This is a genomic window from Streptosporangium oxazolinicum (assembly GCF_039537505.1).
Taxonomy (GTDB): Bacteria; Actinomycetota; Actinomycetes; order Streptosporangiales; family Streptosporangiaceae; genus Streptosporangium; species Streptosporangium oxazolinicum.
This window is the reverse complement of record NZ_BAABAQ010000004.1, coordinates 531530-553838: the sequence shown is the minus strand read 5'-3', so window position 1 is coordinate 553838 and position 22309 is coordinate 531530. Positions and strand designations below refer to the sequence as shown.

Below are 22309 nucleotides of genomic sequence, written 5' to 3'. Positions count from 1 at the left end.
TGTGACTTATATGGAAAAGGGCCCGGAAACAGTCACCGGGCCCTTTTGGTGGAACGCTTCGTTAATTTCCATCGCGACGGGAGAAGCGGTTGAAGATGCGCTCTCCGGCGTTGACGGCGCCTTCGGCCACGTCGCGCAGGACGCCGATGAACGGGTCCTGGGACTGTGACCAGGAGTCGCGGTAGGAGCGGGCGGCGGCCCTGATCTCCTCGGAGACCTTCGCGTTGGCGTCGTCGGCGCGGCGGGGGTAATCGCCGGCGAGGATCGTCTCGTACTCGCCGCCGCGACGCCACTTGTCGAGCTCGGCGACGCGTGAGACGGCGAACGGGTGGGTGGTGCCCAGCAGGTTGAGGACCTTGAGCAGGCCGTCGCGGACGTCGCCCGCCGTGTCGTACTCCCGGGCCTGGTCGAGGAAGGCCTCGATGTTCATCTCGTGCAGGCGCGAGCCGCCGGCGAGCTTCATCAGGGCGCGCAGCGCCGCGTCGGAGTCCTGGCCGCAGAGCAGGCCGCCACGGTCGGCGGAGAGCTCGGACTTGCGGTGCCACTCCTCCAGGCCGGCCACGATCGCGCGCAGGCCGATGTAGCCGAGCGGGATCCAGGCCACGCGGGTGGCGAGGCGGGTCAGGATGTCGAGCATGGTGCGGTAGACCGCGTGACCCGACAGGATGTGGGCGGTCTCGTGGCCGATGACGAAGCGCTGCTCCTCCTCGTCCATCAGGTCGAGGAGGCCGGTCGTGACGACGATGAACGGGTCGTCGAAGCCGATCGCCTTCGCCTGCACCAGCGGGCTCTGCTGCACGTAGACCTCGGGAATGCGATGGAGGTCGAGCGTGTAGGCCGCGTCGCGGCCCATGTCGTACAGCGCTCGGAACTGGGTGTCGCCGGTGCGCACGGCCGAGGCGAGGTAGATCAGGCGCAGGCGGCGCTCGCTGACCAGGCCGGACATCTGCTTGAGCACCGTGTCGAACCCACTGAGCGACCGGAGGGCGACCAGCGCGGACCGATCGGCGGGATGTTCGTAGGCGCGTGAACTGATGCCGGGAAGCTGCACGCGGTGGCGATCCGGGGTGGTGGTCATGTCCGGCATGCTACGTCGGGTCCGCCTGCCACGCGCGGGGGGTGGTTAAAAGCTGTGCACGGCTTACACGTATGGTCCGTTTCATGATGAACGCGCCTACCGGCACGGGAAAGCGACGTCTGGGCGTGATGGGCGGGACCTTCGACCCGATCCACCACGGCCACCTGGTCGCGGCCAGTGAGGTCGCCCACCATTTCGATCTCGACGAGGTGGTCTTCGTGCCCACGGGACAGCCGTGGCAGAAGGCCGACAAGATCGTCTCAGCCGCCGAGGACCGTTATCTCATGACGGTCATCGCCACGGCCTCCAACCCCCGGTTCTCGGTGAGCCGCGTCGACATCGACCGTCCGGGGCCCACCTTCACCATCGACACGCTCCGGGAGATCTCCGCCGCCTGGGGGCCCGACGTGGACCTCTACTTCATCACCGGCGCCGACGCCCTCGCCCAGATCCTGAGCTGGCGCGACGTCGACGAGCTGTTCACCATCGCGCACTTCGTGGGGGCCACCAGGCCCGGCCACGTGCTGCACGACCCGGGTCTGCCGGAGGGCAAGGTCAGCCTGGTGGAGATCCCCGCGCTGGCCATCTCGTCGTCGGAGTGCCGTCAGCGGGTGGCCTCGGGGAAGCCCATCTGGTACCTCGTCCCCGACGGCATCGTCCAGTACATCAACAAGCGCGGCCTTTACGGTGACACGTCCTCCTGATCTTCCGGTCCCCGGCGGGCGGGGCCCGATTTAGACCGTGTTCCGATGGAATTCGCTATGATTCGAGAAGTTTGCGTGGGACGAGTATCCGCAGTTCACCCGGCATGATCGCCGAACGGCACGGGCGGTGCCCGTCCCGCCCGAGATCGGCAAGCGCGGCCCCGACCGCGGAGGACGCCCCTGATCAGGCCGCCAATTCGTTTGCGGCGCGGAATCGGGTGGCACACGATAGGCGTTGTTCAACAGGTGGCTCTTCAACAAGCGCCGAATCGGGCACCCTGATAGGTGACAGCGCCGACTAGCAGGAGGACTGACCCACACCGTGACAGCAACCGACAGATCCATCCAGCTCGTCAGGCTCGCCGCCGAGGCGGCGGCGGACAAACTGGCCGATGACATTCTTGCCTACGACGTGAGCGACCAGCTCGTCATCACCGACGCGTTCGTGCTCTGCTCCGCCACCAACGACCGCCAGGTCCGCGCCATCGTCGACGAGATCGAGGACCGGCTGCGGATCGAGGCCGACGCCAAGCCCGTCCGCCGCGAGGGCGAGCGCGAGGGCCGCTGGGTCCTGCTGGACTACATCGACATCGTCGTGCACGTCCAGCACGAGGAGGACCGCACCTTCTACGCCCTGGAGCGCCTGTGGAAGGACTGCCCCTCCATCTCGCTGCCGGACAGCGTGACCCAGGTCGCCGCCCAGCGCGCCCGCGGGGCGGTAGCTGAGTGAGTCGTCGCGTCGTCTGCCTCAGGCATGGCCAGACGCTGTGGAACGTCGAGCACCGCTTCCAGGGTCACAGCGACATCCCCCTTGACGAGACCGGGGTCGCGCAGGCCGCCCGCGCGGCCTCGCTGCTCGCCGCGCTCCGACCCAGCATGATCGTTTCCTCGGATCTCCAGCGGGCCTTCGACACCGCCTCGGCGCTGGGCCGCCTCACCGGCCTGGACGTCACCGCCGACAAGGACCTGCGCGAGCGGGGCGGAGGCCAGTGGGAGGGGCTCACCCGGCAGGAGATCTCCCAGGGGTGGCCCAGGGAGTTCGCCAACTGGGAGGCGCCGGGCGGTGAGGCGGTCGGAGACGTCGCCGACCGGGTCTCCTCGGCGGTGCGCCGCTGGGCGGCGGAGGTCGACTCCGACGGCCTGCTGGTCGTCGTCTCCCACGGGGCGGCGATCCGGCTCGGCATCGCCAAGCTCATGAACCTGCCGCAGGAGCTCTGGCCCGCCCTGGGCGGTCTCGGAAACTGCTCATGGTCGGTGCTGGAGGAGGCGCGCAAGGGCTGGCGCCTGCTGGAGCACAACGCCGGGACCCTCCCCAAGCCGGTCAGCAGCGACGACAGCCCCGCCACCCAGGAGTGAGCCGTGGGCGGCGCGGCTTGCGCCCCGGTGGCGGGCGCGGGCCGGGTGGCCGTCGATTAGGTGAACACGCCGGTGTCCTTATATGCTTCCCGAGCGCCGCGACGAGAGAACTCGAAGCGGTGACCAGGGGCTATGGCGCAGCTGGTAGCGCGCCTCCATGGCATGGAGGAGGTCTGGGGTTCGAATCCCCATAGCTCCACACGGGGCCGTTCTCGAAACGGCCCGAAGGGCGTCGCCGAGATCCCGTCCGATCACCTCGATCGGGCGGGATTGTCGCGTTTTCGGGCCGGGATGCCCGGCCCGATCCTCCTTCACGGCCGTCCCGCACGCCGCGCGGGCCTTGCGTGCGGGGACCGGGGAACGGCCATGGTCATCCTGCGGCGAATCCGCACGAGTCTGTACGAGCATCGGCGGGGAGATGAGACGACTCGCCCGCATGTCAGGAATTATCCGGCGAGGTGGTAGAAGAGGGTTCCCGGCCCACCCTGCCGCGCCGGCCGCGCCTCCTCCGTCTGGACGCGAGGCCGGCACGGTAGGGCGAACCGGGAACCGCGAACGCGGGGCGGCGCCCGCGTTCCCCTTCATGATCGATCAGTCGGAACGGGGAAAGAGCGGGTTTTAGCCTTACTTAAGGTGGTTTTACACGTGACCTAATCAGCGCCCGGAGAGGGCTTCCGCGGGTCACCCGTACCGGCGCCCGCGCGTCTTTCAGCGCGCCGCGTTCCTGCGGGGCCAGCGGTCGCCGACCAGGCGCCGGGCGGTACGCGGGGGACGGTCGTGCCGGTCGGTGCGGAGCCAGAGCTGGACCCTGGCGCCGCCGAGGGAGGAGGCGTCGATCCGCAGCGTGCCGCCGGAGGACTCGGCGAGCCTGCGGGCGATGTCCAGGCCGAGCCCGGTGGAGCCCGCCCCGCTGCTCCCGCGCCGCAGCGCCGCCTCGGGGTCGGGGATGCCGGGACCGGCGTCGGCGATCAGCATGCCGACGGTGCCCGAGCCCTGGTGCAGGGTCACCGTGAACGCCGTGCCCTCGGGGGTGTGCCGGAAGACGTTGCCGAGCAGGGCGTCCACCACGGCGCTGAGCTCGGTGGCCGCGACCGGTACCCGCGCGGGCGCCGAGGCGCCGATCAGCTCCCAGGGGCGCTGCTGGTCCTCGGCCAGCGCGGACCAGAAGGTCAGCCGCTCGCGCAGCACCCCGGCGGCGTCGCAGTGGACGAGTTCCGGCGCGCGGGATGGCTGCCTGGCCGCCGCGATGATCTGGTCCACCTCGGCCTCCAGGCGGCTCAGCGCGCTCCTGCTCTGCTCGGCCTCGGGACCCAGGTGGTCCAGGCTGAGCCGGAGCGCGGTGAGCGGGGTGCGCAGGCGGTGCGACAGGTCCGCGGCCATCTCCCGTTCGGCGGCCAGCAACTGGACCACGCGGTCGGCCATGCTGTTGAACGCCTCACCGGCCGCGACCAGCTCGGGCGGGCCCTCGGGCTCGATGCGGACGCTGAGGTCCCCGGCGCCCAGGGCGCTCGCCGCCCGGCCCAGCCGCCGGGCCGAGCGCACCACGCGCACGCCCAGCCGGTCGCCGACCAGCAGCGACCCGGCGACGAGCGCCGCCGCCACCCCGCTCAGCACCGCCCAGGACGAGGCGACGCCCCGGGTGAGGTCGTCAGAGGGGATGAAGATCTCGATGACCACGGTCCTGCCGCCGTCCAGGGCGACCGGGCGCAGCAGGAGGTAGCCGGTGTCCATCTCCGCGGTGATGGCCCGGGTCAGCCGGGAGGCCGCGGCCACGGTCTCGGCGGGGGCCCTGACGGTACCGGCCGAGCCGCCACCGGGCAGGTGGACCGCGATCCGGTCCCGCGCGCCGGTGCTGAGCAGCGCGTGGGTCAGCCGGTCGGGATCGACGGTGATGGCCAGCACCGGGACCAGGGCCGACGCCTGCCGCTCCGCCTCGGCCATGGCCCGGCCGTGGGCGATCTCCCTGACGATGAGCCCGAGCGGGATCAGGAAGGCCAGGGCGACCATCGAGGTTCCCGCGACGGTGAGCAGGGCGAGGGTCCGCCTCACGGCGGTGTGATCAGCATGACCCCCACGCCGCGTACGGTGTGCAGGTAGCGGGGGGAGGACGCGCTCTCGCCGAGCTTGCGCCGCAGCCACGACAGGTGGACGTCGATCGTCTGGTCGTCCCCGTAGGACTGCTGCCAGACCTCGGCGAGCAGTTCCTTGCGGGAGACCACCCGGTCGGCGCGGGCGGCGAGGTAGGCGAGGAGGTCGAACTCGCGCCTGGTGAGGGTGAGCGGGACACCGTCCAGCCCGGCCTCGCGCCGGTTGAGGTCCACCGACAGCGCGCCGACGCACAGCACCGGGGACGGGGTCGCGCTCCGCGCCCGGCGCAGCACGGCGTCCAGGCGGGCGTTCAGGTGGTCGCCGGAGAACGGTTTGACCAGGTAGTCGTCGGCCCCCGCCTGGAGGAGGCGGACGATCTCCGCCTCGTTGTCCCTGGCGGTGGCCACGATGACCGGGACGCTGGAGACGCTGCGGACCATCTTGAGCGCCTCCGCCCCGTCCAGGTCGGGCAGCCCGAGGTCGAGGACCACCGCGTCCGGGGGGTTCTGGGTGATCTCCCTCAGGGCGTCGAGCGCCCGCCCCGCGCTGCGCACGGCGTGCTGGCGCCTGCTGAGTTCCTGGATGATCGCGGATCGCACGTACTCGTCGTCTTCGACCACCAGAACCGTCGCCATGCCATGTAACGGTAGTGAACAATGAGACATATGGCGTAATAATTCACGACATGCGGCAGACGCTGGGGTTCATCGCGGTGTGGTGCGGGGCCACCGTCCTGGCGATCTCGGTCGCCTGGTTCGGCGTCCGCGACGTGCTCCGCAGCGAGGTCTTCGACGACGCGAGCATCGAACCCATCAACGCCGCCATCGGCCGTACGGGAGACGCGGGGCTCCCACGGGGAGCGCCCACGGGACCGCAGGCCATCGGCACGCCGACCGCCGATTCCTCCCCCACGCCGGACCGGACCTCGGCGCCCCGCCTCACCCCGTCCGCGCGGGACACCGCCCGGCCGCGTACGGCCCCCTCCTCGTCGAGGAGCGCCGCGGCGCCGGTCCGTACGCGCGACAGCGGGCTCTCCCGCCCCGGGCCGTCCTCCTCACCGTCCAGGTCTCCGGCCAGGTCCCCGTCCGGCTCTCCGTCCAGGCCGGACGCGGCCCGAGCCGCCCCCTCGTCGTCCGCCGCCCCCAAGGCGACGGCCACCAGGACGCGGTCGGTCTCCACCGAGAACCTGCGCGTGGTGAATGTCAAGGGCGGGTCGGTCTCGTTCGCCATCGAGGACGGCGTGTGCCGCCTGATCGCCGCCGCGCCCAACGCGGGCTACGAGGCCAAGGTGGCCTCGGCCACCGGCTGGATCCGGGTCGATCTCGTCCAGGGACAGCACGGCTCGGCGGTCTTCTGTATCGGCGCGGAGAACCGCACCGACCTGTGGGAGTACTAGTGCTGCGTTCCTCACTGGAAGTACAGATCCCACCGGCCCAGGAGGTTATAGCCGGGAAGGATCACCGCAGCGACCTTGGGTTCTTGGCCGCCCGTTCGTGACCTGCTTTGAGGAACGTCGCACTAGGACCGGCTTTCAGGGTCGTCGAGGGCGCGCAGTCGCGCGGCGGCCTCGGCGACGCGCTCCTCGCCGAAGACCGCGACGCCGTGCAGTTCGAGCAGGGCGGTGGTCACCCCGTGGCCGGGCACGCGCCGCCCACCGAAGGCGCCGTCGTAGACGGTCAGGCTGCCGCAGGAGGGACTGCCCTCCTTCAGGATCGCCACTCGCACGCCATGGGCCCGCGCGGTGGCGAGCGCCGCCCGCGCACCGGCGAGGAAGGCTTCCGTGACGTCGGCGCCCCCGGCGGTCAGCACCCGGGCCGCCCCGGACAGCACCGCCTCGCCCCCGGCGCCGCCCTCGATCTCCGCGGCCGGACGCGGGACGGGCAGGCCGCCCTCGACCTCGGGGCAGAACGGGACGAGCCGCCCCTCCCGCCACCACGCGGCCAGCAGCGCGTCGCCGCTCGTCTTGGCGGCCCCGTCGTAACGGACCTTCCGCCCCATCAGGCAGGCGCTGACCAGGATCCTCTCCACGGCCCCAGAGTACGTGGCGCGGCGCGGAGGGCGAGGGGGCCGGGCAGTACCCTGCTGCCCATGCTCTTCGATCCCGTGAGGTCTCGATGATCGGCCCGCTCGCGACCGGCCTGATCCTGTTTTCCCTGCTGATCGGGATCCTCAGCCTCGTCACCACGGCCAGGAACAGGCCGATGGGAAGAACGCTCCTCGTCGCGCTCGGGGTGCTGGAACTCGGCCTGCTCGTCCAGGCCGGGTTCGTGATCGCCGCCCTGGTGAGAGGGGAGGGGCCCGCGGAGACGGCCACGCTCATCGGCTACCTGGCGGGCAGCCTGGTGATCCCGCCCGCGGCGGCGTTCTGGGGGGTCGGCGAGCGCTCGCGCTGGGGCCCCGCGGTGATCGCGGTGGCGGGTTTCGCGATCCCCGGCATGGTGGGGCGGATGCTCCAGGTCTGGCAGGGACTGCCGTGAGCGAGCCGGCGATCGGTACCGGGCCCGGACGCGCGCTGGTGGCGCTCTACGGGGTGTTCGCCCTCGCCGCGGGGGCGCGTGCCGCCGTGCAGATCGCCACCCGGTTCCAGGAGGCGCCGCTGGCCTACTCGCTGTCGGCGTTCGCCGCCGCCGTCTACATCGTGCTCACCGTGGCGCTGGCCAGGGGGAACAGGACCCTGGCGCTGGCCGCCTGTGGTGTCGAGCTGGCCGGGGTGCTCATCGTGGGCACGCTCAGCATGGCCGACTCCGAGGCCTTCCCGCGTGCCACGGTCTGGTCGGGTTACGGGAGCGGATACCTGTTCATCCCGCTTGTGCTTCCTGTCCTGGGGCTTTACTGGCTTTTGCGGCGCCGCTAGTTAGGCTCGCAGCTCACCGGGCATGGGTGCCTCTCGAACCGACCAAACCACGAGGGAGGCACGGTCATGAGCTCGATTGAACAGTCCGTCGACGTCAACGTCCCGATCCGGACCGCGTACAACCAGTGGACCCAGTTCGAGAGCTTTCCCGAGTTCATGGAGGGCGTCGAGTCGATCAAGCAGTTGAGCGCCACGCGTACGGCGTGGGTCGTCGAGATCGCCGGGGTCCGCAGGGAGTTCGAAGCGGAGATCACCGAGCAGCACCCCGACGAGCGGGTGGCCTGGAAGTCGGTCGAGCGACCGCACCAGGCGGGCGTGGTGACCTTCCACCATCTCGGCCCGGACACCACCCGGGTCACGTTGCAGATGGAGTACGACCCCGAGGGGCTCGTCGAGACCGTCGGTGACTGGCTGCAGATCGTCCGGCTGCGCGTCCGCGGCGACATGGAGCGTTTCAAGACCTTCATCGAGTCGCGCGGCGACGAGACCGGTGCGTGGCGCGGCGAGGTCCCCGGCCCGCACGAGCGCGGCGACGCCGGTGATCGGACGCCGGGCGAGCACCACACCGGCACGGGAGGTGGTCACGGTCTCGATGAGCCCGCCCCCCCGCGTACGGTGGGCCAGCCCTATCCGCCGGACCCGTCGCTTCCTCCGCCCGGTGGCACACCGCTGCCCCCGGCCGGTCGCGGGCCCGAGGAGCCGCCGCTCAGCCCGGGACCGCGTATCTGACGCTCGTCCACCGGCACCGCGTTCCCGAAGCTCGCCGCCCGGATCAGGTGGCGGATCCTCGTCCGAGACGCGTGCCCGGGGCCGCCCGGCCCCGGGACGCGCGTCCGGCGCGGGCTCGCCCGGTGCCGGCCAGGCGTCCGATGCCCGAACCGTCCGGGATTCCGGGCATCCGGAGGCCGGGGAGCCGCGCCGGTGCGTGAGAGAGCCGGGTCACGTTCTGTAAAGAGGAACGTGGCCCGGCTTTCACGTTGTCAGTGATTCGCGCCCATCCGGAACCGGCGTGTCCGGTCAGGAACAAAGCAGGGTTTCGCTCCCGTTAGAGTCGGGGTCAGCCAATCATCCTACGATTGGATGAAACCACTGAGGAGGACTGAAACCAGCATGAGCGTGCTCACCCATCAGACCAGGGGCCGCACCGGTGGAACCACAGGCTCCCTCGCCTGGTTGCTCGTGCTGGGGATCGTTCTCGCGGCGCTGAACCTGCGTACCGCCGTCACGAGCGTCGGACCGGTTCTCGACCAGATAACCTCCGGTCTCGGCATGACCGCCGTCGGAGCCGGGCTGCTCACCACGCTCCCCGTGCTCATCTTCGCCTCGGTCGGCGCGCTGACGCCCGCCCTCGCCGGGAAGGTCGGGGAGCACCGCCTTCTGCTCCTCTCCCTCATCACCCTCGGCGCGGGCCTGCTCATCCGCTCGATGGTGGGTTCGGCCGAGGTGTTCCTCTACAGCAGCGCCCTGGCGCTGTCGGGCGGCGCGGTGGGCAACGTGCTCATCCCCAGCCTGATCAAGCGGCACTTCCCCGGCCGGGCCGGGACCATGACCACCGTCTACACCACCGCCCTCGCGGTGGGCACGATGCTCGCGGCTGCCGCGACCGTGCCCATCCAGCGGGCCACCGACGGCAACTGGCACGTTGCCCTGGGGGTGTGGGGGGCGCTCGCCGCCGTCGCCGCCATTCCGTGGCTTGCGCTCTCGCGCAGTGAGCCGGAGCGGCGCGGCGCGGGCGGGGGAACGGGTGCCCGTGCCCTGCTCCGCAGCAGGCTGGCCTGGGCGGTCGCCGCCTACTTCGGCACCCAGAGCATGGTCGCCTACATCATGTTCGGCTTCCTGCCGAAGATCCTCACCGACGGCGGCCACACCACCGCGCAGGCGGGCCTTGTGCTGGGCGTCTTCACCGCGATCGGCATCCCCGTCTCGCTCGTCGTGCCCTCGATCGCGTCGCGGTTCTCCGACCAGCGGCCGGTGGTGGCCGCCTTCGTCGCCTTCTACACCGCGGGCTTCCTCGGACTCTGGCTCGGGCCCTCCGGTCTGGCCTGGGTCTTCGCGAGCCTGGTCGGCGTCGGCATGGGGTCGTTCCCGCTCGCGCTGACCATGCTCGCCATGCGTACCCGCACCCCCGAGGCGACGGCCGCGCTGTCGGCCTTCGGGCAGAGCACCGGATACCTCATCGCGGGCGCCGGACCCCTGGTCGTCGGCGTCATGCACGAGTCGACCGGTGGCTGGACGCTGCCGTTCCTGCTGCTGTTCGCGGTGGTCGCCGTCCAGCTCATGACGGGCTGGTACGCCGGCCGTCCGGGCTACCTGGAGGACGAGCGGGCCCTCGCGCGCTGATCCACCGTGCCGGTACGGCTCGCGTCCCGTCGAGGGGGCGGCGCGGGCCGCACCGGAAGGACCCTTGGGCGGTCACGCGGTCAGGCGAGACGCCGGGCGGCCCGCCCCGGAGACGGCTCGCAGGGCGGCCTCCGCCGCGATCAGGGCACTGTGCGAGGAGACTTCGCTAAGCAGGCCGGGAGCCGCCACCGCGTCGCCGATCAGCCAGACGCCGTCCCCCCGGTCGATCGCGGGCCGATCCCGCCAGGTGGTCCCCGGCAGGTCCAGGGCGCCGGTGCGGCCGTTGCACGTCGCTTCCCGCCGCCAGGTCGTCCGCTCCCGCCAGCCGGGGAGCCCGAGATCGGCCACCCGCTCCACCCTGGAGATCGCCTCCGCCTTCGTCTCACCCGGCCTGACCGGCATCTGCAACTGGCAGAGGCTGTGCCCGTCCGGGGCGAGCGAGGGGTCCGGCAGGCTGTAGCGCTCCATGAAGCCCCCCTCGTCCAGGTCGGAGACGAGGAAGAGGTCACCGGGGCTCTCGCGGAGGCCGAGGTCGAGCAGGACGGCCTTCCCGCTCTCCCAGCGCAGCGACTCGTCGCCGAGCAGTGTCCTGGCGGCGTCCAGTGAGGTCGCCACGATCACCGGGGTGTCCTCGGGCAGGCGGTCCACCCGCGAGCCGGTCTCGATTCGCACGCCCAGGCGGCGCGCGTGGGCGGCCATCCGGTCGATCACCCGCCCCCAGCCGCCGATGACGTAGCGCGGCGCCGGGTACTTCGGCGCGGTCGCCCGCAGCACCCGCTCCCAGACGAACGCCGCCGACAGCCGCCCGGGGGCCGCGTCATAGGTGATCACACCGACCAGCCCGGTGACGGCCCGCATGCCCTCCTCACCGAAGTGGCGGGTGGCCCAGGTCCCGAAGGTCTCGTCCACCGGTGCCCGCAGGCGCCGCCTGGTGAGCGCCTTCAGCAGCGACCGGGGCGGCATGCCCGACAGCCGGCCGCCGTGGCGGAACCTGCCCCTGGCGAGCATGCCCGGCGTGAGCCCGGTGTGCGGCCGGACCAGCCCCCTGGCCGCCAGCCAGCGCCACGGCTCGCCGTCGGAGTAGAAGACGTGGGTGCCGTCGTTGGCGACGTACGGCGCGGTGGTGCTGCGGGCCCGGCCGCCCGGCTCCCGGTGGGCCTCGTGGAGGGTGACCCGCGCGCCGCCCTCGGCGCACGCGATGGCCGCGGTGAGGCCGGCGAGCCCGCCGCCGACGATGGTGATGTCGCTGCCGTCGCTGATGTCTCGCGTCTCTGGTGTCATGCCCGTACGACGGATCGAAGGACACCTTTCGTGACATCCCCGCCCGGTTTCCGCGGGCGGGAGGTCAGAGCCGGGAGAGCTTCTCCGGATTCGCCACCAGGAAGACGGTCCTGATCAGGCCGTCCTCGATGACCAGGGAGAACACCGTGACCGGCCGTCCCTCCGCCGTCACCACCATGGCCGGGCCGCCGTTCACCTCCGCGATCTCAACGTCGAGGGCGGAGACCGGTTCGGCGCCGATGCTCCCCAGGAAGGCCCGCACGCGCTCCCCGGACGCGATCGAGGACAGGAAACGCGCCACCCTGCCCGCGCCCGTGATGACCCGTAGCGGTGCCTTGGCCTTGCCGCCGCCGTCGCTGACCAGCGACGCGTCCTCGGCGAGCATCGCGGTCAGCGCTTCCAGGTCGCCGCCCACGGCCGCCTCGGCGAACCGCTCGGTGAGCCTGCGCCGCAGCCCCCGGTCCACCGCGAACCTCGGCCTGCCCTCCTGGACGTGCTCCCTGCCGCGCCGGGCGAGCTGCCGGGTCGCCGCCTCGCTGCGCCCGATCAGCTCGCCGATCTCCGCGTACGGCATGCCGAACGCCTCCCGCAGCACGAACACCGCGCGCTCCAGCGGGGAGAGGGTCTCCAGCACCACGAGCAGCGCCAGCTCCACCGAGTCGGCCAGCTCGGCCTGCTCGGCCACGTCCGGGGTGACGACCAACTCCGGCAGCCACGACCCGACGTACGCCTCACGCTGGGCCTTCACCCGCCGCAGCCGGTCGATGGAGAGCCGCGTCACCACCTTGACCAGGTACGCCCGGTCGTCCTCCACCCGGGAGACGTCGATGCCCGACCAGCGCAGCCACGCCTCCTGGACGACGTCCTCGGCGTCGGTCACGCTGCCCAGGATCCGGTAGGCGACCCCGGTCAGCAGGTCGCGATGCTCCTCGAAACGCTCAACGGCCATAGGGATCAGACGTATCACGGGGCCCGGATGTGACATGACCTGGTAAACGACTGTTTACAGTGATCCTCTACCATGCGAGGGCGGAAGTCGACAGTGAGGGAGCGGGCAGTGACGGGAACGATCCTCGCCGAACCGGGCGCCAGGCGGCAGGGCAGACATCTCTGGCTGACCCTGGTGGCGCTCTCCATGGCCGGGATGGTCGCGTCCGTCCAGCAGACCGTGGTCATCCCGCTGCTGCCCCGGCTGATGGTCACCTTCGACGTGTCGGTGGCCGAGGTCACCTGGGTCTTCACCGCCTCGCTGCTCGCCGCCGCGGTGGCCACACCGCTGCTGACACGCCTCGGCGACATGTACGGCAAGAAGCGGATGATCCTGTTCACCGTCGGCCTGCTCGTCCTGGGCTCGGTGGTCTGCGCCCTGTCCGACACCCTCCCCGTGCTGATCGCCGGACGGGCCCTGCAGGGCGCGTCGTCCGCGCTCATCCCGCTGGCCATCGGCATGATCAAGGACAGCTTCCCGCCCGCCAGGGTCATGACGGCCATCGGGGTGGTCAGCGCCACCATGGGCGTCGGCGGCAGCCTCGGCATGATCGTCACCGGCCTGATCGCCGACCGCACCCCCAGCCACAACCTGATCTTCTGGATCACCGCGGGACTCGGCGTGGCCGCGGTCGTCCTCATCGCGCTCAGTGCCCGCGACAGCGGGGCCGGTGCCGGGGGCCGCCCCGACCTCGTCGGCGCGGCGCTGCTGTCCGCCTGGCTCGTCTGCCTGCTGCTGGCGATCTCCAAGGGCAACGACTGGGGCTGGGGCTCGGGCACCGTCGTCGGGCTGTTCGCGGGCGCGGCCGTGTTCTGCGTCGTGTGGGTCTTCAGCCAGATGAGGCTCCGGGCGCCGATGATTCGGCTGCACCTGCTCGTCGGTCCGCAGTCCCTGCCGGCGAACCTGGCCTCGATGCTCCTGGGCTTCGCCATGTTCGGCTCCTTCACCCTGATCTCCAGCTTCATCCAGACGCCCCCGTCCGCCGGGTACGGCTTCGGCGGCTCGGTCCTCGACGTCGGCCTCTACGCCCTGCCCAGCACCGTGACCATGCTGCTCTCCTCCTTCATGGCGGGCCGCCTCTCCACCCGGCTCGGCCCCGCCTACTCCCTCGCCCTCGGCGCGGGCCTGTGCGCGGCCGGCTTCGGCTGGTTCACCTTCCTCAACGACTCGGTGCTCCATCTGATCGGTTCCAACGCCGTACAGGGACTGGGGTTCGGCATCGGCTTCGCCGCGCTGGGGGCGCTCGCCGTGCAGCACGTGCCCACGGACCAGAGCGGCATCGCCAGCGGTATCAACTCCCTGGTCCGCTCCATCGGCGGCAGCGTCTCCGGCGCCGCGACCTCCGCCCTCCTCACCTCGATCACCATCGCCGGAACCTCCGTCCCCTCCCGCGACGCGTACGTGATCTCCTTCGGGATCATCACCGCGAGCGCCGTGGGCTCCGCGGCCGTCGCGCTGGCCACCGGAATGCGGGCGCGAGGACTGTCCCGAATCGGCTAGGATTTCATCTGCATCGCAAGGGGCTATGGCGCAGCTGGTAGCGCGCCTCCATGGCATGGAGGAGGTCTGGGGTTCGAATCCCCATAGCTCCACTTCGGTGACCGGGGTCCGCTGTTCGCAGGCAGAAAGCCTGCTTCCGGCGGGCCCCTTCGTCGTTTCTTCGGGGGGACGACCCCCCGAGCCCTCCGGTGCGGGGGCTCCGCCCCCGCGCCCCCCTTTCCTCGCTTCGCTCGGGGCCGCCTCGCGGGGCTGGGCGGTTTCGCTGGGGGGCGGGTACCCGTTCCCGTGGCGAGTTTCGGTGACCGGGGTCCGCTGTTCGCAGGCAGAAAGCCTGCTTCCGGCGGGCCCCTTCGTCGTTTCTTCGGGGGGACGACCCCCCGAGCCCTCCGGTGCGGGGGCTCCGCCCCCGCGCCCCCCTTTCCTCGCTTCGCTCGGGGCCGCCTCGCGGGGCTGGGCGGTTTCGCTGGGGGGCGGGTACCCGTTCCCGTGGCGAGTTTCGGTGACCGGGGTCCGCTGTTCGCAGGCAGAAAGCCTGCTTCCCGCGGGCCCCTTCGTCGTTTCTTCGGGGGACGACCCCCGAGCCCCCCGGTGCGAGGGCTCCGCCCCCGCGCCCCCCTTTCCTCGCTTCGCTCGGGGCCGCCTCGCGGGGCTGGGCGGTTTCGCTGGGGGGCGGATACCCGTTCCCGTGGCGCGTGGAGACGTTTGCCGTTTCGGGGTGAGGGCAGCCGTTGGCGTATCCGACGTGGCGTTACAGGAGGTCAGATGCTGCCCCGGAAGCAGAAGGTCGGCACGGTCGCGGTGATCGCCCACCAGAAGAAGACGTTCGGCGGAGGGCTGGACGAGCTGCGCAGGCTCCTCGCCGACGAGAGGGTCGACGAGCTGCTCTGGTACGAGGTTCCCAAGAGCAAGAAGGCGCCGAAGAAGGCGAAGAAGGCGCTGAAGGAAGGGGCCGACCTGGTCCTGGTGTGGGGTGGCGACGGCATGGTGCAGCGCTGCGTGGACGCGCTCGCGGGCTCCGGCGTCACGGTCGGCATCCTCCCCGCGGGGACGGCCAACCTCTTCGCGCAGAACCTGGGCATCCCCGAGGACCTGCCCAAGGCCCTGCACATCGCCTTCCACGGCGAGAGCAGGAAGCTGGACCTCGGGAAGGTCAACGGGGAGCACTTCGCCGTGATGGCCGGGGTCGGCTTCGACGCGGCGATGATCGAGGACGCCGACCGGGGGCTGAAGGACCGTCTGGGGCGCGCGGCGTACGTCTGGACGGGGCTGCGCCACGTCCGGGGGGAGCTCGTGCGGATGAAGGTCAAGATCGACGATGTGACGTGGTTCGAGGGGGAGGCGAGCTGCCTGCTGCTGGGCAACGTCGGCACCATCACCGGTGGCATCGAGGCGTTCGACGACGCGCGTCCCGACGACGGATGGCTGGAGCTCGGCGTGACCACCGCGGAGGGGCCGATCCAGTGGGCCCGCGTGCTCGGCCGGATGAGCGTGGGGCGGTCCGACGAGTCGCCGTTCGTCCGGATGACCCGGGCGCGCAAGGTGACCGCCACGTTCGCCACTCCCATGACCTACGAGCTGGACGGCGGCGCCAAGGGCACCGTCACCGAGCTCAAGGCCAAGGTCGTGCCCGGTGGCATCACCATCCGCGTGCCCGAGTCCACCGAACCCGGCAGCTCGTGATCGCGGGCACCGGCTCCGGCCGACGGTGATCGCCGGTCGTCGCGCGGCCGGTGCCGGTGCGCGGTGTTCGGGGTACGAGGTACGGCCAGGGGGAGGCCTCGAAAATCCCCCTTTTAGTTAGCATTCATGACAAATGCAGATTCGGTATGGTTGTCGATTAATTTCGCTTAGTGGAAAAGAGCGGGTCGATGACCGGTAGTCGCTGGACGGAGGCCGACGCCCCCGAGCCCGTTCGTTCCGATTCCGCCGCGCGTGACGCCGCCGCCCAGGCCCGCTCGCGGGCGGGGTCCGAGCGGCCGACGGGGACCGTGTACGAGCTGTGATCGAGCTGAGGGTGTCGATGGAGATGGCCCACCCCGCAGCCGACATATGGCGGATCGTCGCCGACTTCGGCCAGGACCCACGGTGGCGCGCGGGCGTGACCACGATGGCGCCCGACCCGCCGGGACTCGTCGTCCCGGGCACCACCACCGACGAGATGATGCGTTTCGCCGGGCGCCTCTACTACATCAGCGGCGTGGTGACCTCGGTGGTGCCCGGCAGGGAGTTCGTCTGGCGGGGGACGTCGGGGATCGACGTCGAGGGCGGCAGGTCGGTCGTGCCCCTGGATGACGACCGATGCCTGGTGACCATGTGGTTCCGGGTCAGGCTCCCCGGCCTGCTACGTCTGCGCGCTCCTTTTCTCGAACGCATGCTCAGGCGCAGGCTCCAGCAGAACGTCCGGCGTCTCGGCGACCTGGTCACCACGGACGCGTGACGTCGTCCACGGATGGAATGCGGTACCGCGTCCATGTCTTCCCCACCCTGGCAAGCTCGCGATGAGAGCCTCCCCACCTGCTGGCGGTCACCAGATTTTGCCTCTGCCCGCTTTGACGGTAGACCTCCCTGAATCAGGAACACTGGAATCTCTCGCTGAGTTCACCGCCGGCTCCCGCCGTACGACGGCCGATGTGGGTCGGCGTGTATGTGCGTACGCATCCCTTGCGGGTCGAACAGGATAAGTAGCTCGACCGCGCCGCCGTCGGCACTGCCCAGCCAGTGTGGCAAGGACGTGTCGAACTCGGCCGCCTCACCGGGCGGCAACGTCAGGTCGCGCTCGCCGAGGATGAGCCGCAGGCGTCCGGTGAGCACGTACAGCCATTCGAAGCCGTCGTGGGTCTGCGGGGTCGGTACGAGCGGTTCGGGCTGCGCGGGGATGATCATTTTGAACGCTTGTATCCCGCCCGGCCGCCGGGACAACGGCACGAAGGTCATCCCGAACCTCCGGATCGGCGTGAGGTGGATCCGGGGGTCGCCGGTGCGCGGGGCGCCGACAAGGTCGTCCAGCGGAACGTTGTAAGTGCGGGCCAGCGGCAGCAGCAACTCCAGGGTCGCCCGGCGCTGCCCGCTCTCCAGCCGGGACAGAGTGCTCTCCGACACACCGGTTGTCGTCGCGAGGTCGGCGAGGGTGATGCCGCGGTGACGACGCATCGCACGAAGTCGCGGCCCCACCGCGTCGAGCACCTTGTCCATTTCGTGGTCCATGACGGCCAGCTTGCCATAACAGCAAGTTTTCGTGCCAAATCGATGCGCGCCTGGCGAGACTGAGCGGACACCGATGGAAGGAGCCTTGATTGAACGCCACCGATGCGGTCATGTTCTGGGACGGCGTGTACGCGGCACGACCGGCGGCCACCGATCCGCGGCCGAACGCCCGCCTCACCGAAGTGGTCGCGAGCCTGCCGCCCGGCGACGCGCTGGACCTCGGCTGCGGCGCCGGCGGTGACGCGCTGTGGCTCGCCGGACAGGGGTGGCACGTCACCGCCGCCGACATCTCGGCCGTGGCGATCGAGCGGCTCACCGAACTCGCCCGCTCACACGGCTTGGGCGATCGCGTCACCGCCGTGCGGCACGACCTGCGCAGGTCTTTCCCGCACGGCGAGTTCGACCTGATCTGCGCCCACTACCTGCACACTCCCTTCGACCTGGACAGGGCGACCGTCCTGCGCTCGGCCGCGCACGCGCTGCGCCGGGATGGGCGGTTGCTGATCGTCGACCACGGCTCGACCGCGCCGTGGTCGTGGAACCAGGATCCCGACGTCCGGTACCCGAGTCCGGGAGAGGTCGCGGCGGGGATCGATCTGAACCCGGCGACGTGGACGGTCGAGCGGGCTGACGCACCCCGCAGGATCGCGACCGGACCGGGCGGGCGCACCGCCGAAGTCACCGACCATGTCCTCCTCATCCGCCGTGGCGCCTGACACGGCGAACAGCGCCGCCCCACCCCACGAAGAGAGGACCACCATGCCTGACATCGTGCGCCGCCGCCGCGACACTCCGCCGCCCCGGACCGGGAACAGCGAGGCCGAGGTCCTGCGCGGATTCCTCGACTACCTCCGGGCCTCGATCGTCGCAAAGGTCGACGGTGCCCCCGAACCGCAGGTGCGAACGGCTGCGGTGCCATCAGGCACGAACCTGCTCGGCCTGCTCAACCACCTGACTTTCGTCGAACGCTCGATCTTCCTCGGGGACGACGTCACCGACTGGCAGACGACGTTCCAGGCCGCACCAGCCGACAGCGTGGCCGATGTCGTCGCCGGCTACCACGAGACGGTCGAGCGCGCGAACGACGTGCTCGACAGGTGCACCGATCTCGGCGTACCGCTCCCTCGATCGCGGCCGAATCGCCCCGCTCCCAGCATCCGCTGGGCACTCACCCACATGATCGAGGAAACCAGCCGCCACGCGGGCCATGCGGACATCCTGCGCGAGCTGATCGACGGCACGACCGGACGCTGACCCCACCACCTTCTCCAGGACAGGAACACATGATCACCGCAACCCGGCCGTTGTCGCGCCGCGTCCTTCGATCCGCGCGCACGCTGGCGACCGTCATGCTCACCCTCCTCCTCACGACCGGCACCGCAGCCTGTTCCACGCCGGCAGCCGGCAACGTTCCCCCCTACGCCGTCGCCACCCAGGACGACCCGGAGTTCGAGAACACCTTCCGGCACGAGTTCGCCGATGTCGACGGCGTCCGCATGCACTACGTGACCGGCGGTAGCGGCACACCGGTGGTGCTGATCCACGGCTGGCCCCAGACCTGGTACGGCTGGTGGCCGATCATGCCGGCACTCGCCAAGGGTCACACCGTCTACGCTGTCGACCTTCCGGGACTGGGTGACAGCACCGGCTCACCGACCGGCTACGACAAAGCCACCCTGGCGCGGTACGTGCACACGTTGATCGCCGACCGGCTCAAGATCCGGGACGCCGCCGTTGTCGGCCACGATTTCGGCGCCGCGGTAGCATTCCAGTACGCCAGCCAATTCCCCGACGACACCGCACGCCTCGGCTACTTCGATCTGCCGCTGCCCGGGCCCGCCGTGGATGCGGCCACATACCGCTCACTGAGCTGGCACATCGCCTTCCACTCCCAGCGACGGGTCCCCGAAGCGGTCGTGGGCGACGACGTCCGCGAATACCTGGCATTGTTCTACCCCCAGGTCTCGTTCGGCGGAACGGCGTTCGGTGGCACCTCCGATCGATCCCCGTTCACCGACACCGAGATCAACGAGTACGCACGGACCTACAACCGGCCAGAGGCCCTGTCGGGCGGCTTCGAGCTCTACCGCACCCTTGACAAGGACGTCCGTGACACCGTGGCTTCGGCGCCAGTACAGGTACCGACCCTGCTCATGACCGCCCAGGGGCAGCTCGACGCGATCCGAGCCACAGTGGCCCCGAGCATGACCAAGATCGTGCGCGCGGTGGACGTGCCGCACGCAGGGCACTGGCTCGTCGAGGAGAACCCTCGGTTCGTCACTGCGGAGCTGGTGCGCTTCCTCGACGGATGAGTCCGGTTCCCGATGGTGGTTGGCAGCCCCTACAGCGAAACAGCATCGGGGCCGCGTGTCCTGCGCCGCGCCGGCGGGTGGGCGGTGCTACCGGGGGCGAGGAGGATTACTACCGGATTTGGCGGTAGTGCCGTGGTCCGCGCGACCGCGGTGACCACGAAGAGCGCTCGGGACCTCCAAGAAACGATCGTTTATCGAAGGCCCCGGGCTTCGGGGGGCCGACCAAAGCGGATGGTCTTCACCCGTGCCGGGTCCCCGCGTGACCTGGCGGGAGTGAGGCCGCGTCCGGCGATAACCGGTTGTCCGCCTGCTCCGCGCCGGGTGAACATGGCAGCCATGTCACTGCGCTTCCACGAGATCGCCGAGGGCGGTCATCGCATCCTCAACCCGTTCACCCACGACAAGCTGGCGCTGCTCGGTGAGGTCGCCAGGCTCCGGCCGGGAGCGCGCCTGCTGGACCTGTGCTGCGGCAAGGCGGAGATGCTCTGCCAGTGGTCTCTCGGCCACGGGATCGAGGGGGTCGGCGTCGACATCAGCGACGTCTTCCTCAACGCGGCGCGTGCCAGGGCCGAGGAGCTCGGGGTGGCCGATCGCGTCCGCCTGGAGAAGGGCGACGCCGGGGCCTATCCGGCGGAGGCGGGCACGTTCGACGTCGTGTCCTGCCTCGGGGCGACCTGGATCGGCGGCGGGCTGGAGGGCACGGTCAAGCTGATGCTCCCCGCGCTGAGGGACGGCGGGATCCTCCTCGTCGGCGAGCCGTACTGGGACTCCGAGCCGCCCGCCGGGGCGTACGAGTCGTTCGGCTTCGGCCCGGACGACTTCACCTCGCTGGCGGGGACGTTCGACCGGTTCGAGGCGGCGGGGGTCGAGGTGCTGGAGATGGTCCTCGCCGACCAGGACAGCTGGGACCGTTACGCGGCGAGCCAGTGGTGGACGCTGAGCGACTGGCTGCGCGACAATCCCGACGACCCCGAGGCCGGGGGAGTGCGTGACTTCCTGGAGCGCTCGCGCCGCTCGTACGTCGAGTACGGCAGGCGACACCTCGGCTGGGGGGTCTTCGTGGTGCGCCGCCGCTGACGGCCACCGGGTCGGTGCGGAGGAGACGTCGGCCGCGCCCGGCGCGAGGCCGGAAACCCGGGCCGCAGGCCGTTCCGTTCGAGGACCGCGTACGCCGCGCCCGCCGCCGACGAACCGGCCCGCGTCTTCGGCCGGGCCGCGTGGTGGACAACGGCCCGCTCACCCTCTCCGGCTGAGCCCGCCGGAGGAGGGCGGGTCAGTTGCTCGCCGATGGGTCGCCGACCTGGCCGATGAACAGCGGGGTCAGCGTCGGCCGGTGGACGATCGCGAAGGCGAACGGGTGGTCGGCGCGGACCTCGGCCTCCGGCGGGGCAGGCGCGGACACGGCGAACATGAGACCGGTGACGGCGGCGGCCTCGGTACCCCACTCGTCCACGGCGATGTTGGCGCGGTGGATCGCCTGGTCGAGGAGGGCCCCGTCGACGATCCCCGAGTAGTCGTTCCCCCGCAGCCCCAGCTTCGCGAGCGGTTCCGCCAGGTCCAGGCTCGTGGAGAAGTCCCACCGGGGCAGGGCGAGCCGCACCGGCCGCTCCCCGAGCCCGGCGGCCACCTCCGCCATCACGGCGGGGGAGAGCAGGTCGCCGGGGGAGCCGCCCGCTCGCGGCACGAGGACCCACATGGCCAGCTCGTCCCCGGCATAGCGCAGCTCCACCGCCTGCCAGCCGGACCCCGACGCGTACGGGAGGAAGCCGTCGCGGCGCATCAGGGTCGTGCGGGTCGTCGTACCGTCCGCGCGGGTGAAGGTGGCACCCTCCTCCGGCGCGTCGGTGAACGGTATCGTCCAGTCGGCCTTGAGGTAGACGGCGTTGGCGAGGACCAGCCTGGTCCTCGCGGGCAGGTTGTCGAACACCTTCCTGATCCGCCCGGCGGTCCGCTCCTCGGCCCAGGCGTTGATGACCCCCGCGGCGTCTCCTGCGAAGTCGACCTGGCGCACGCCCGTGCCGTACTGCGCCGCGAGCGTACGCAGGAACCCGGGTTTGACGCTCAGCCCCTCCTGGGTGAACAACGCGTTGGCGATGCCCACGATCGGCGGCTCGGGTGCGCCCGCCTGGGCGTCCCGCTCCGCGTCCGGGTCGGGGAGGGGAGGAGGCTCGTCGGTCGTGACGATCTGCCGGGTGAGCGCGTTGAAAGAGGTGTGCGGCCCCCCGGAGGGGAAGCCGAAGAGCGCGTCGAGCTCGGTGGCGGTGGTTCCGGCGGCTCCCGCCCTCGCGAGGCCGAAGGCGTAGCCGATGCTCAGGGGCGACAGGACGGTGTTGGCCCCTGGGCTCGCGGTCGCGGCGAACAGGGCGTGTCCGAAGGAGGTGAGACCGCGTACGGTCTCCGCGACCGGAGGGTCTTTGGGGGTCTCCCGCTTCACCCCCTTCGCGGTGACCGCGCTGGAGTCGGTCATGGCACACGCCGAGAGGGCGGCGACGGCCAGCAGGGCGGGTAACAGTCGGCGCATACTCCTGAAACGTACGCCGCCATCGGGCGGTTCACCCGATTCGCTCGGCCTTCGGTTCGCGCGGTGTTTGGTTCGTACGACGG

Annotated in this window: 25 protein-coding genes and 2 tRNA genes; 18 read left to right on the top strand and 9 right to left on the bottom strand. The window is 71.0% G+C overall.

All coding sequences use genetic code 11. From position 1 onward, the window contains the following. Nucleotides 1-61: 61 nt before the first annotated feature. Nucleotides 62-1087: a M48 family metallopeptidase gene (locus ABD817_RS15355; RefSeq protein WP_425583354.1), complete on the bottom strand. Its 1026-nt coding sequence runs from the start codon at nucleotides 1085-1087 to the stop codon at nucleotides 62-64. 74 nt (nucleotides 1088-1161) lie between these two features. Here ABD817_RS15355 and nadD point away from each other — a divergent pair, with 74 nt between their 5' ends. The 4 genes from nadD to ABD817_RS15335 all read left to right on the top strand — a co-directional run bounded on the left by nadD (nucleotide 1162) and on the right by ABD817_RS15335 (nucleotide 3337). Further along, entirely contained in the window at nucleotides 1162-1782 is a 621-nt protein-coding gene (gene nadD, locus ABD817_RS15350; protein ID WP_344918567.1) for a nicotinate-nucleotide adenylyltransferase, read from the top strand. A gap of 322 nt (nucleotides 1783-2104) precedes the next feature. Further along, complete coding sequence (rsfS, locus tag ABD817_RS15345; protein WP_344918566.1) at nucleotides 2105-2512, top strand: ribosome silencing factor; 408 nt, start codon at nucleotides 2105-2107, stop codon at nucleotides 2510-2512. Then, the gene (locus ABD817_RS15340) at nucleotides 2509-3138 is read left to right on the top strand and encodes a histidine phosphatase family protein (protein WP_344918565.1); all 630 of its coding nucleotides are present in this window, start codon (nucleotides 2509-2511) and stop codon (nucleotides 3136-3138) included. Before rsfS ends, ABD817_RS15340 begins: the two co-directional genes overlap by 4 nt. A 126-nt stretch (nucleotides 3139-3264) precedes the next feature. After that, nucleotides 3265-3337: transfer RNA gene (locus ABD817_RS15335), tRNA-Ala, on the top strand. A gap of 509 nt (nucleotides 3338-3846) precedes the next feature. Here ABD817_RS15335 and ABD817_RS15330 read toward each other — a convergent pair. The 3 genes from ABD817_RS15330 to ABD817_RS15320 are packed head-to-tail and all read right to left on the bottom strand — an operon-like array spanning nucleotide 3847 to nucleotide 6432. Further along, complete coding sequence (locus tag ABD817_RS15330; protein ID WP_344918564.1) at nucleotides 3847-5187, bottom strand: sensor histidine kinase; 1341 nt, start codon at nucleotides 5185-5187, stop codon at nucleotides 3847-3849. Continuing rightward, nucleotides 5184-5861, bottom strand: coding sequence for a response regulator transcription factor (locus ABD817_RS15325; RefSeq protein ID WP_344918563.1), 678 nt, complete (start codon nucleotides 5859-5861; stop codon nucleotides 5184-5186). The genes ABD817_RS15330 and ABD817_RS15325 overlap by 4 nt, the downstream gene beginning before the upstream one ends. A 43-nt stretch (nucleotides 5862-5904) precedes the next feature. Continuing rightward, nucleotides 5905-6432: a hypothetical protein gene (locus ABD817_RS15320; protein ID WP_344918562.1), complete on the bottom strand. Its 528-nt coding sequence runs from the start codon at nucleotides 6430-6432 to the stop codon at nucleotides 5905-5907. Here ABD817_RS15320 and ABD817_RS15315 point away from each other — a divergent pair. Continuing rightward, nucleotides 6419-6622, top strand: coding sequence for a hypothetical protein (locus tag ABD817_RS15315; protein WP_344918561.1), 204 nt, complete (start codon nucleotides 6419-6421; stop codon nucleotides 6620-6622). The two genes, ABD817_RS15320 and ABD817_RS15315, sit on opposite strands and share 14 nt — an antisense overlap. Before the next feature lie 122 nt (nucleotides 6623-6744). On the opposite strand, the gene ABD817_RS15310 is transcribed toward ABD817_RS15315, so the two are convergent. Continuing rightward, the gene (locus ABD817_RS15310; RefSeq protein WP_344918560.1) at nucleotides 6745-7254 is read right to left on the bottom strand and encodes a 2-thiouracil desulfurase family protein; all 510 of its coding nucleotides are present in this window, start codon (nucleotides 7252-7254) and stop codon (nucleotides 6745-6747) included. A gap of 86 nt (nucleotides 7255-7340) precedes the next feature. Here ABD817_RS15310 and ABD817_RS15305 point away from each other — a divergent pair, with 86 nt between their 5' ends. From ABD817_RS15305 to ABD817_RS15290, 4 genes are all read left to right on the top strand, one after another. After that, the gene (locus ABD817_RS15305) at nucleotides 7341-7703 is read left to right on the top strand and encodes a hypothetical protein (protein ID WP_344918559.1); all 363 of its coding nucleotides are present in this window, start codon (nucleotides 7341-7343) and stop codon (nucleotides 7701-7703) included. Further along, the gene (locus ABD817_RS15300) at nucleotides 7700-8080 is read left to right on the top strand and encodes a hypothetical protein (RefSeq protein ID WP_344918558.1); all 381 of its coding nucleotides are present in this window, start codon (nucleotides 7700-7702) and stop codon (nucleotides 8078-8080) included. Before ABD817_RS15305 ends, ABD817_RS15300 begins: the two co-directional genes overlap by 4 nt. Before the next feature lie 66 nt (nucleotides 8081-8146). Beyond that, nucleotides 8147-8809 carry an SRPBCC family protein gene (locus tag ABD817_RS15295; RefSeq protein WP_344918557.1) on the top strand — a complete coding sequence of 221 codons (663 nt, stop codon included), beginning with the start codon at nucleotides 8147-8149 and terminating at the stop codon, nucleotides 8807-8809. Between the two features lie 381 nt (nucleotides 8810-9190). Further along, nucleotides 9191-10420 carry a CynX/NimT family MFS transporter gene (locus tag ABD817_RS15290; protein ID WP_344918556.1) on the top strand — a complete coding sequence of 410 codons (1230 nt, stop codon included), beginning with the start codon at nucleotides 9191-9193 and terminating at the stop codon, nucleotides 10418-10420. A 72-nt stretch (nucleotides 10421-10492) separates the two neighbouring features. Here the strand turns inward: ABD817_RS15290 and ABD817_RS15285 are convergent, their stop codons facing one another. Together ABD817_RS15285 and sigJ are read right to left on the bottom strand one after the other, a co-directional pair. Continuing rightward, complete coding sequence (locus tag ABD817_RS15285) at nucleotides 10493-11701, bottom strand: phytoene desaturase family protein (protein ID WP_344918555.1); 1209 nt, start codon at nucleotides 11699-11701, stop codon at nucleotides 10493-10495. A 64-nt stretch (nucleotides 11702-11765) separates the two neighbouring features. After that, nucleotides 11766-12650, bottom strand: coding sequence for an RNA polymerase sigma factor SigJ (gene sigJ / locus ABD817_RS15280; RefSeq protein ID WP_344918554.1), 885 nt, complete (start codon nucleotides 12648-12650; stop codon nucleotides 11766-11768). A 108-nt stretch (nucleotides 12651-12758) separates the two neighbouring features. Between sigJ and ABD817_RS15275 the strand changes: the two genes are divergently transcribed. The 5 genes from ABD817_RS15275 (at nucleotide 12759) to ABD817_RS15255 (ending at nucleotide 16626) form a co-directional block, all read left to right on the top strand. Beyond that, complete coding sequence (locus tag ABD817_RS15275) at nucleotides 12759-14189, top strand: MFS transporter (protein WP_344918553.1); 1431 nt, start codon at nucleotides 12759-12761, stop codon at nucleotides 14187-14189. Between the two features lie 19 nt (nucleotides 14190-14208). Beyond that, nucleotides 14209-14281: transfer RNA gene (locus ABD817_RS15270), tRNA-Ala, on the top strand. Nucleotides 14282-14951: 670 nt separating this feature from the next. Continuing rightward, nucleotides 14952-15869 (top strand): diacylglycerol/lipid kinase family protein, encoded by a 918-nt coding sequence (locus ABD817_RS15265; protein ID WP_344918552.1) that lies wholly within the window; start codon nucleotides 14952-14954, stop codon nucleotides 15867-15869. A 188-nt stretch (nucleotides 15870-16057) separates the two neighbouring features. After that, on the top strand, nucleotides 16058-16192 hold the full coding sequence (locus ABD817_RS15260) for a hypothetical protein (RefSeq protein WP_344918551.1): 135 nt from the start codon (nucleotides 16058-16060) through the stop codon (nucleotides 16190-16192). Then, nucleotides 16189-16626, top strand: coding sequence for an SRPBCC family protein (locus tag ABD817_RS15255; protein WP_344918550.1), 438 nt, complete (start codon nucleotides 16189-16191; stop codon nucleotides 16624-16626). Before ABD817_RS15260 ends, ABD817_RS15255 begins: the two co-directional genes overlap by 4 nt. A 161-nt stretch (nucleotides 16627-16787) precedes the next feature. Here the strand turns inward: ABD817_RS15255 and ABD817_RS15250 are convergent, their stop codons facing one another. After that, the gene (locus tag ABD817_RS15250) at nucleotides 16788-17393 is read right to left on the bottom strand and encodes a helix-turn-helix domain-containing protein (RefSeq protein WP_344918549.1); all 606 of its coding nucleotides are present in this window, start codon (nucleotides 17391-17393) and stop codon (nucleotides 16788-16790) included. Between the two features lie 89 nt (nucleotides 17394-17482). On the opposite strand from ABD817_RS15250, the gene ABD817_RS15245 reads away from it, so the two are divergent. The 4 genes from ABD817_RS15245 to ABD817_RS15230 all read left to right on the top strand — a co-directional run bounded on the left by ABD817_RS15245 (nucleotide 17483) and on the right by ABD817_RS15230 (nucleotide 20782). Then, nucleotides 17483-18109, top strand: coding sequence for an SAM-dependent methyltransferase (locus tag ABD817_RS15245; protein WP_344918547.1), 627 nt, complete (start codon nucleotides 17483-17485; stop codon nucleotides 18107-18109). A 43-nt stretch (nucleotides 18110-18152) separates the two neighbouring features. Then, on the top strand, nucleotides 18153-18647 hold the full coding sequence (locus ABD817_RS15240; RefSeq protein ID WP_344918546.1) for a DinB family protein: 495 nt from the start codon (nucleotides 18153-18155) through the stop codon (nucleotides 18645-18647). A 29-nt stretch (nucleotides 18648-18676) separates the two neighbouring features. Then, nucleotides 18677-19705 (top strand): alpha/beta fold hydrolase, encoded by a 1029-nt coding sequence (locus tag ABD817_RS15235; RefSeq protein WP_344918545.1) that lies wholly within the window; start codon nucleotides 18677-18679, stop codon nucleotides 19703-19705. 336 nt (nucleotides 19706-20041) lie between these two features. Beyond that, nucleotides 20042-20782, top strand: a complete 741-nt coding sequence (locus ABD817_RS15230) for an SAM-dependent methyltransferase (protein WP_344918544.1) — start codon at nucleotides 20042-20044, stop codon at nucleotides 20780-20782. 196 nt (nucleotides 20783-20978) lie between these two features. Here the strand turns inward: ABD817_RS15230 and ABD817_RS15225 are convergent, their stop codons facing one another. Next, nucleotides 20979-22226 (bottom strand): serpin family protein, encoded by a 1248-nt coding sequence (locus ABD817_RS15225; RefSeq protein ID WP_344918543.1) that lies wholly within the window; start codon nucleotides 22224-22226, stop codon nucleotides 20979-20981. Nucleotides 22227-22309: the final 83 nt, after the last annotated feature.

What these genes read in the sequence shown, in the direction of transcription:
- ABD817_RS15250 (WP_344918549.1), bottom strand. Translation starts at nt 17,393, where the DNA reads ATGGACCACGAAATGGACAAGGTGCTCGACGCGGTGGGGCCGCGACTT.
- ABD817_RS15285 (WP_344918555.1), bottom strand. Translation starts at nt 11,701, where the DNA reads ATGACACCAGAGACGCGAGACATCAGCGACGGCAGCGACATCACCATC.
- ABD817_RS15265 (WP_344918552.1), top strand. Translation starts at nt 14,952, where the DNA reads ATGCTGCCCCGGAAGCAGAAGGTCGGCACGGTCGCGGTGATCGCCCAC.
- nadD (WP_344918567.1), top strand. Translation starts at nt 1,162, where the DNA reads ATGATGAACGCGCCTACCGGCACGGGAAAGCGACGTCTGGGCGTGATG.
- ABD817_RS15355 (WP_425583354.1), bottom strand. Translation starts at nt 1,087, where the DNA reads ATGCCGGACATGACCACCACCCCGGATCGCCACCGCGTGCAGCTTCCC.
- ABD817_RS15225 (WP_344918543.1), bottom strand. Translation starts at nt 22,226, where the DNA reads ATGCGCCGACTGTTACCCGCCCTGCTGGCCGTCGCCGCCCTCTCGGCG.
- ABD817_RS15240 (WP_344918546.1), top strand. Translation starts at nt 18,153, where the DNA reads ATGCCTGACATCGTGCGCCGCCGCCGCGACACTCCGCCGCCCCGGACC.
- ABD817_RS15325 (WP_344918563.1), bottom strand. Translation starts at nt 5,861, where the DNA reads ATGGCGACGGTTCTGGTGGTCGAAGACGACGAGTACGTGCGATCCGCG.
- ABD817_RS15260 (WP_344918551.1), top strand. Translation starts at nt 16,058, where the DNA reads ATGACCGGTAGTCGCTGGACGGAGGCCGACGCCCCCGAGCCCGTTCGT.
- ABD817_RS15295 (WP_344918557.1), top strand. Translation starts at nt 8,147, where the DNA reads ATGAGCTCGATTGAACAGTCCGTCGACGTCAACGTCCCGATCCGGACC.
- ABD817_RS15235 (WP_344918545.1), top strand. Translation starts at nt 18,677, where the DNA reads ATGATCACCGCAACCCGGCCGTTGTCGCGCCGCGTCCTTCGATCCGCG.
- sigJ (WP_344918554.1), bottom strand. Translation starts at nt 12,650, where the DNA reads ATGGCCGTTGAGCGTTTCGAGGAGCATCGCGACCTGCTGACCGGGGTC.
- ABD817_RS15305 (WP_344918559.1), top strand. Translation starts at nt 7,341, where the DNA reads ATGATCGGCCCGCTCGCGACCGGCCTGATCCTGTTTTCCCTGCTGATC.
- ABD817_RS15230 (WP_344918544.1), top strand. Translation starts at nt 20,042, where the DNA reads ATGTCACTGCGCTTCCACGAGATCGCCGAGGGCGGTCATCGCATCCTC.
- ABD817_RS15290 (WP_344918556.1), top strand. Translation starts at nt 9,191, where the DNA reads ATGAGCGTGCTCACCCATCAGACCAGGGGCCGCACCGGTGGAACCACA.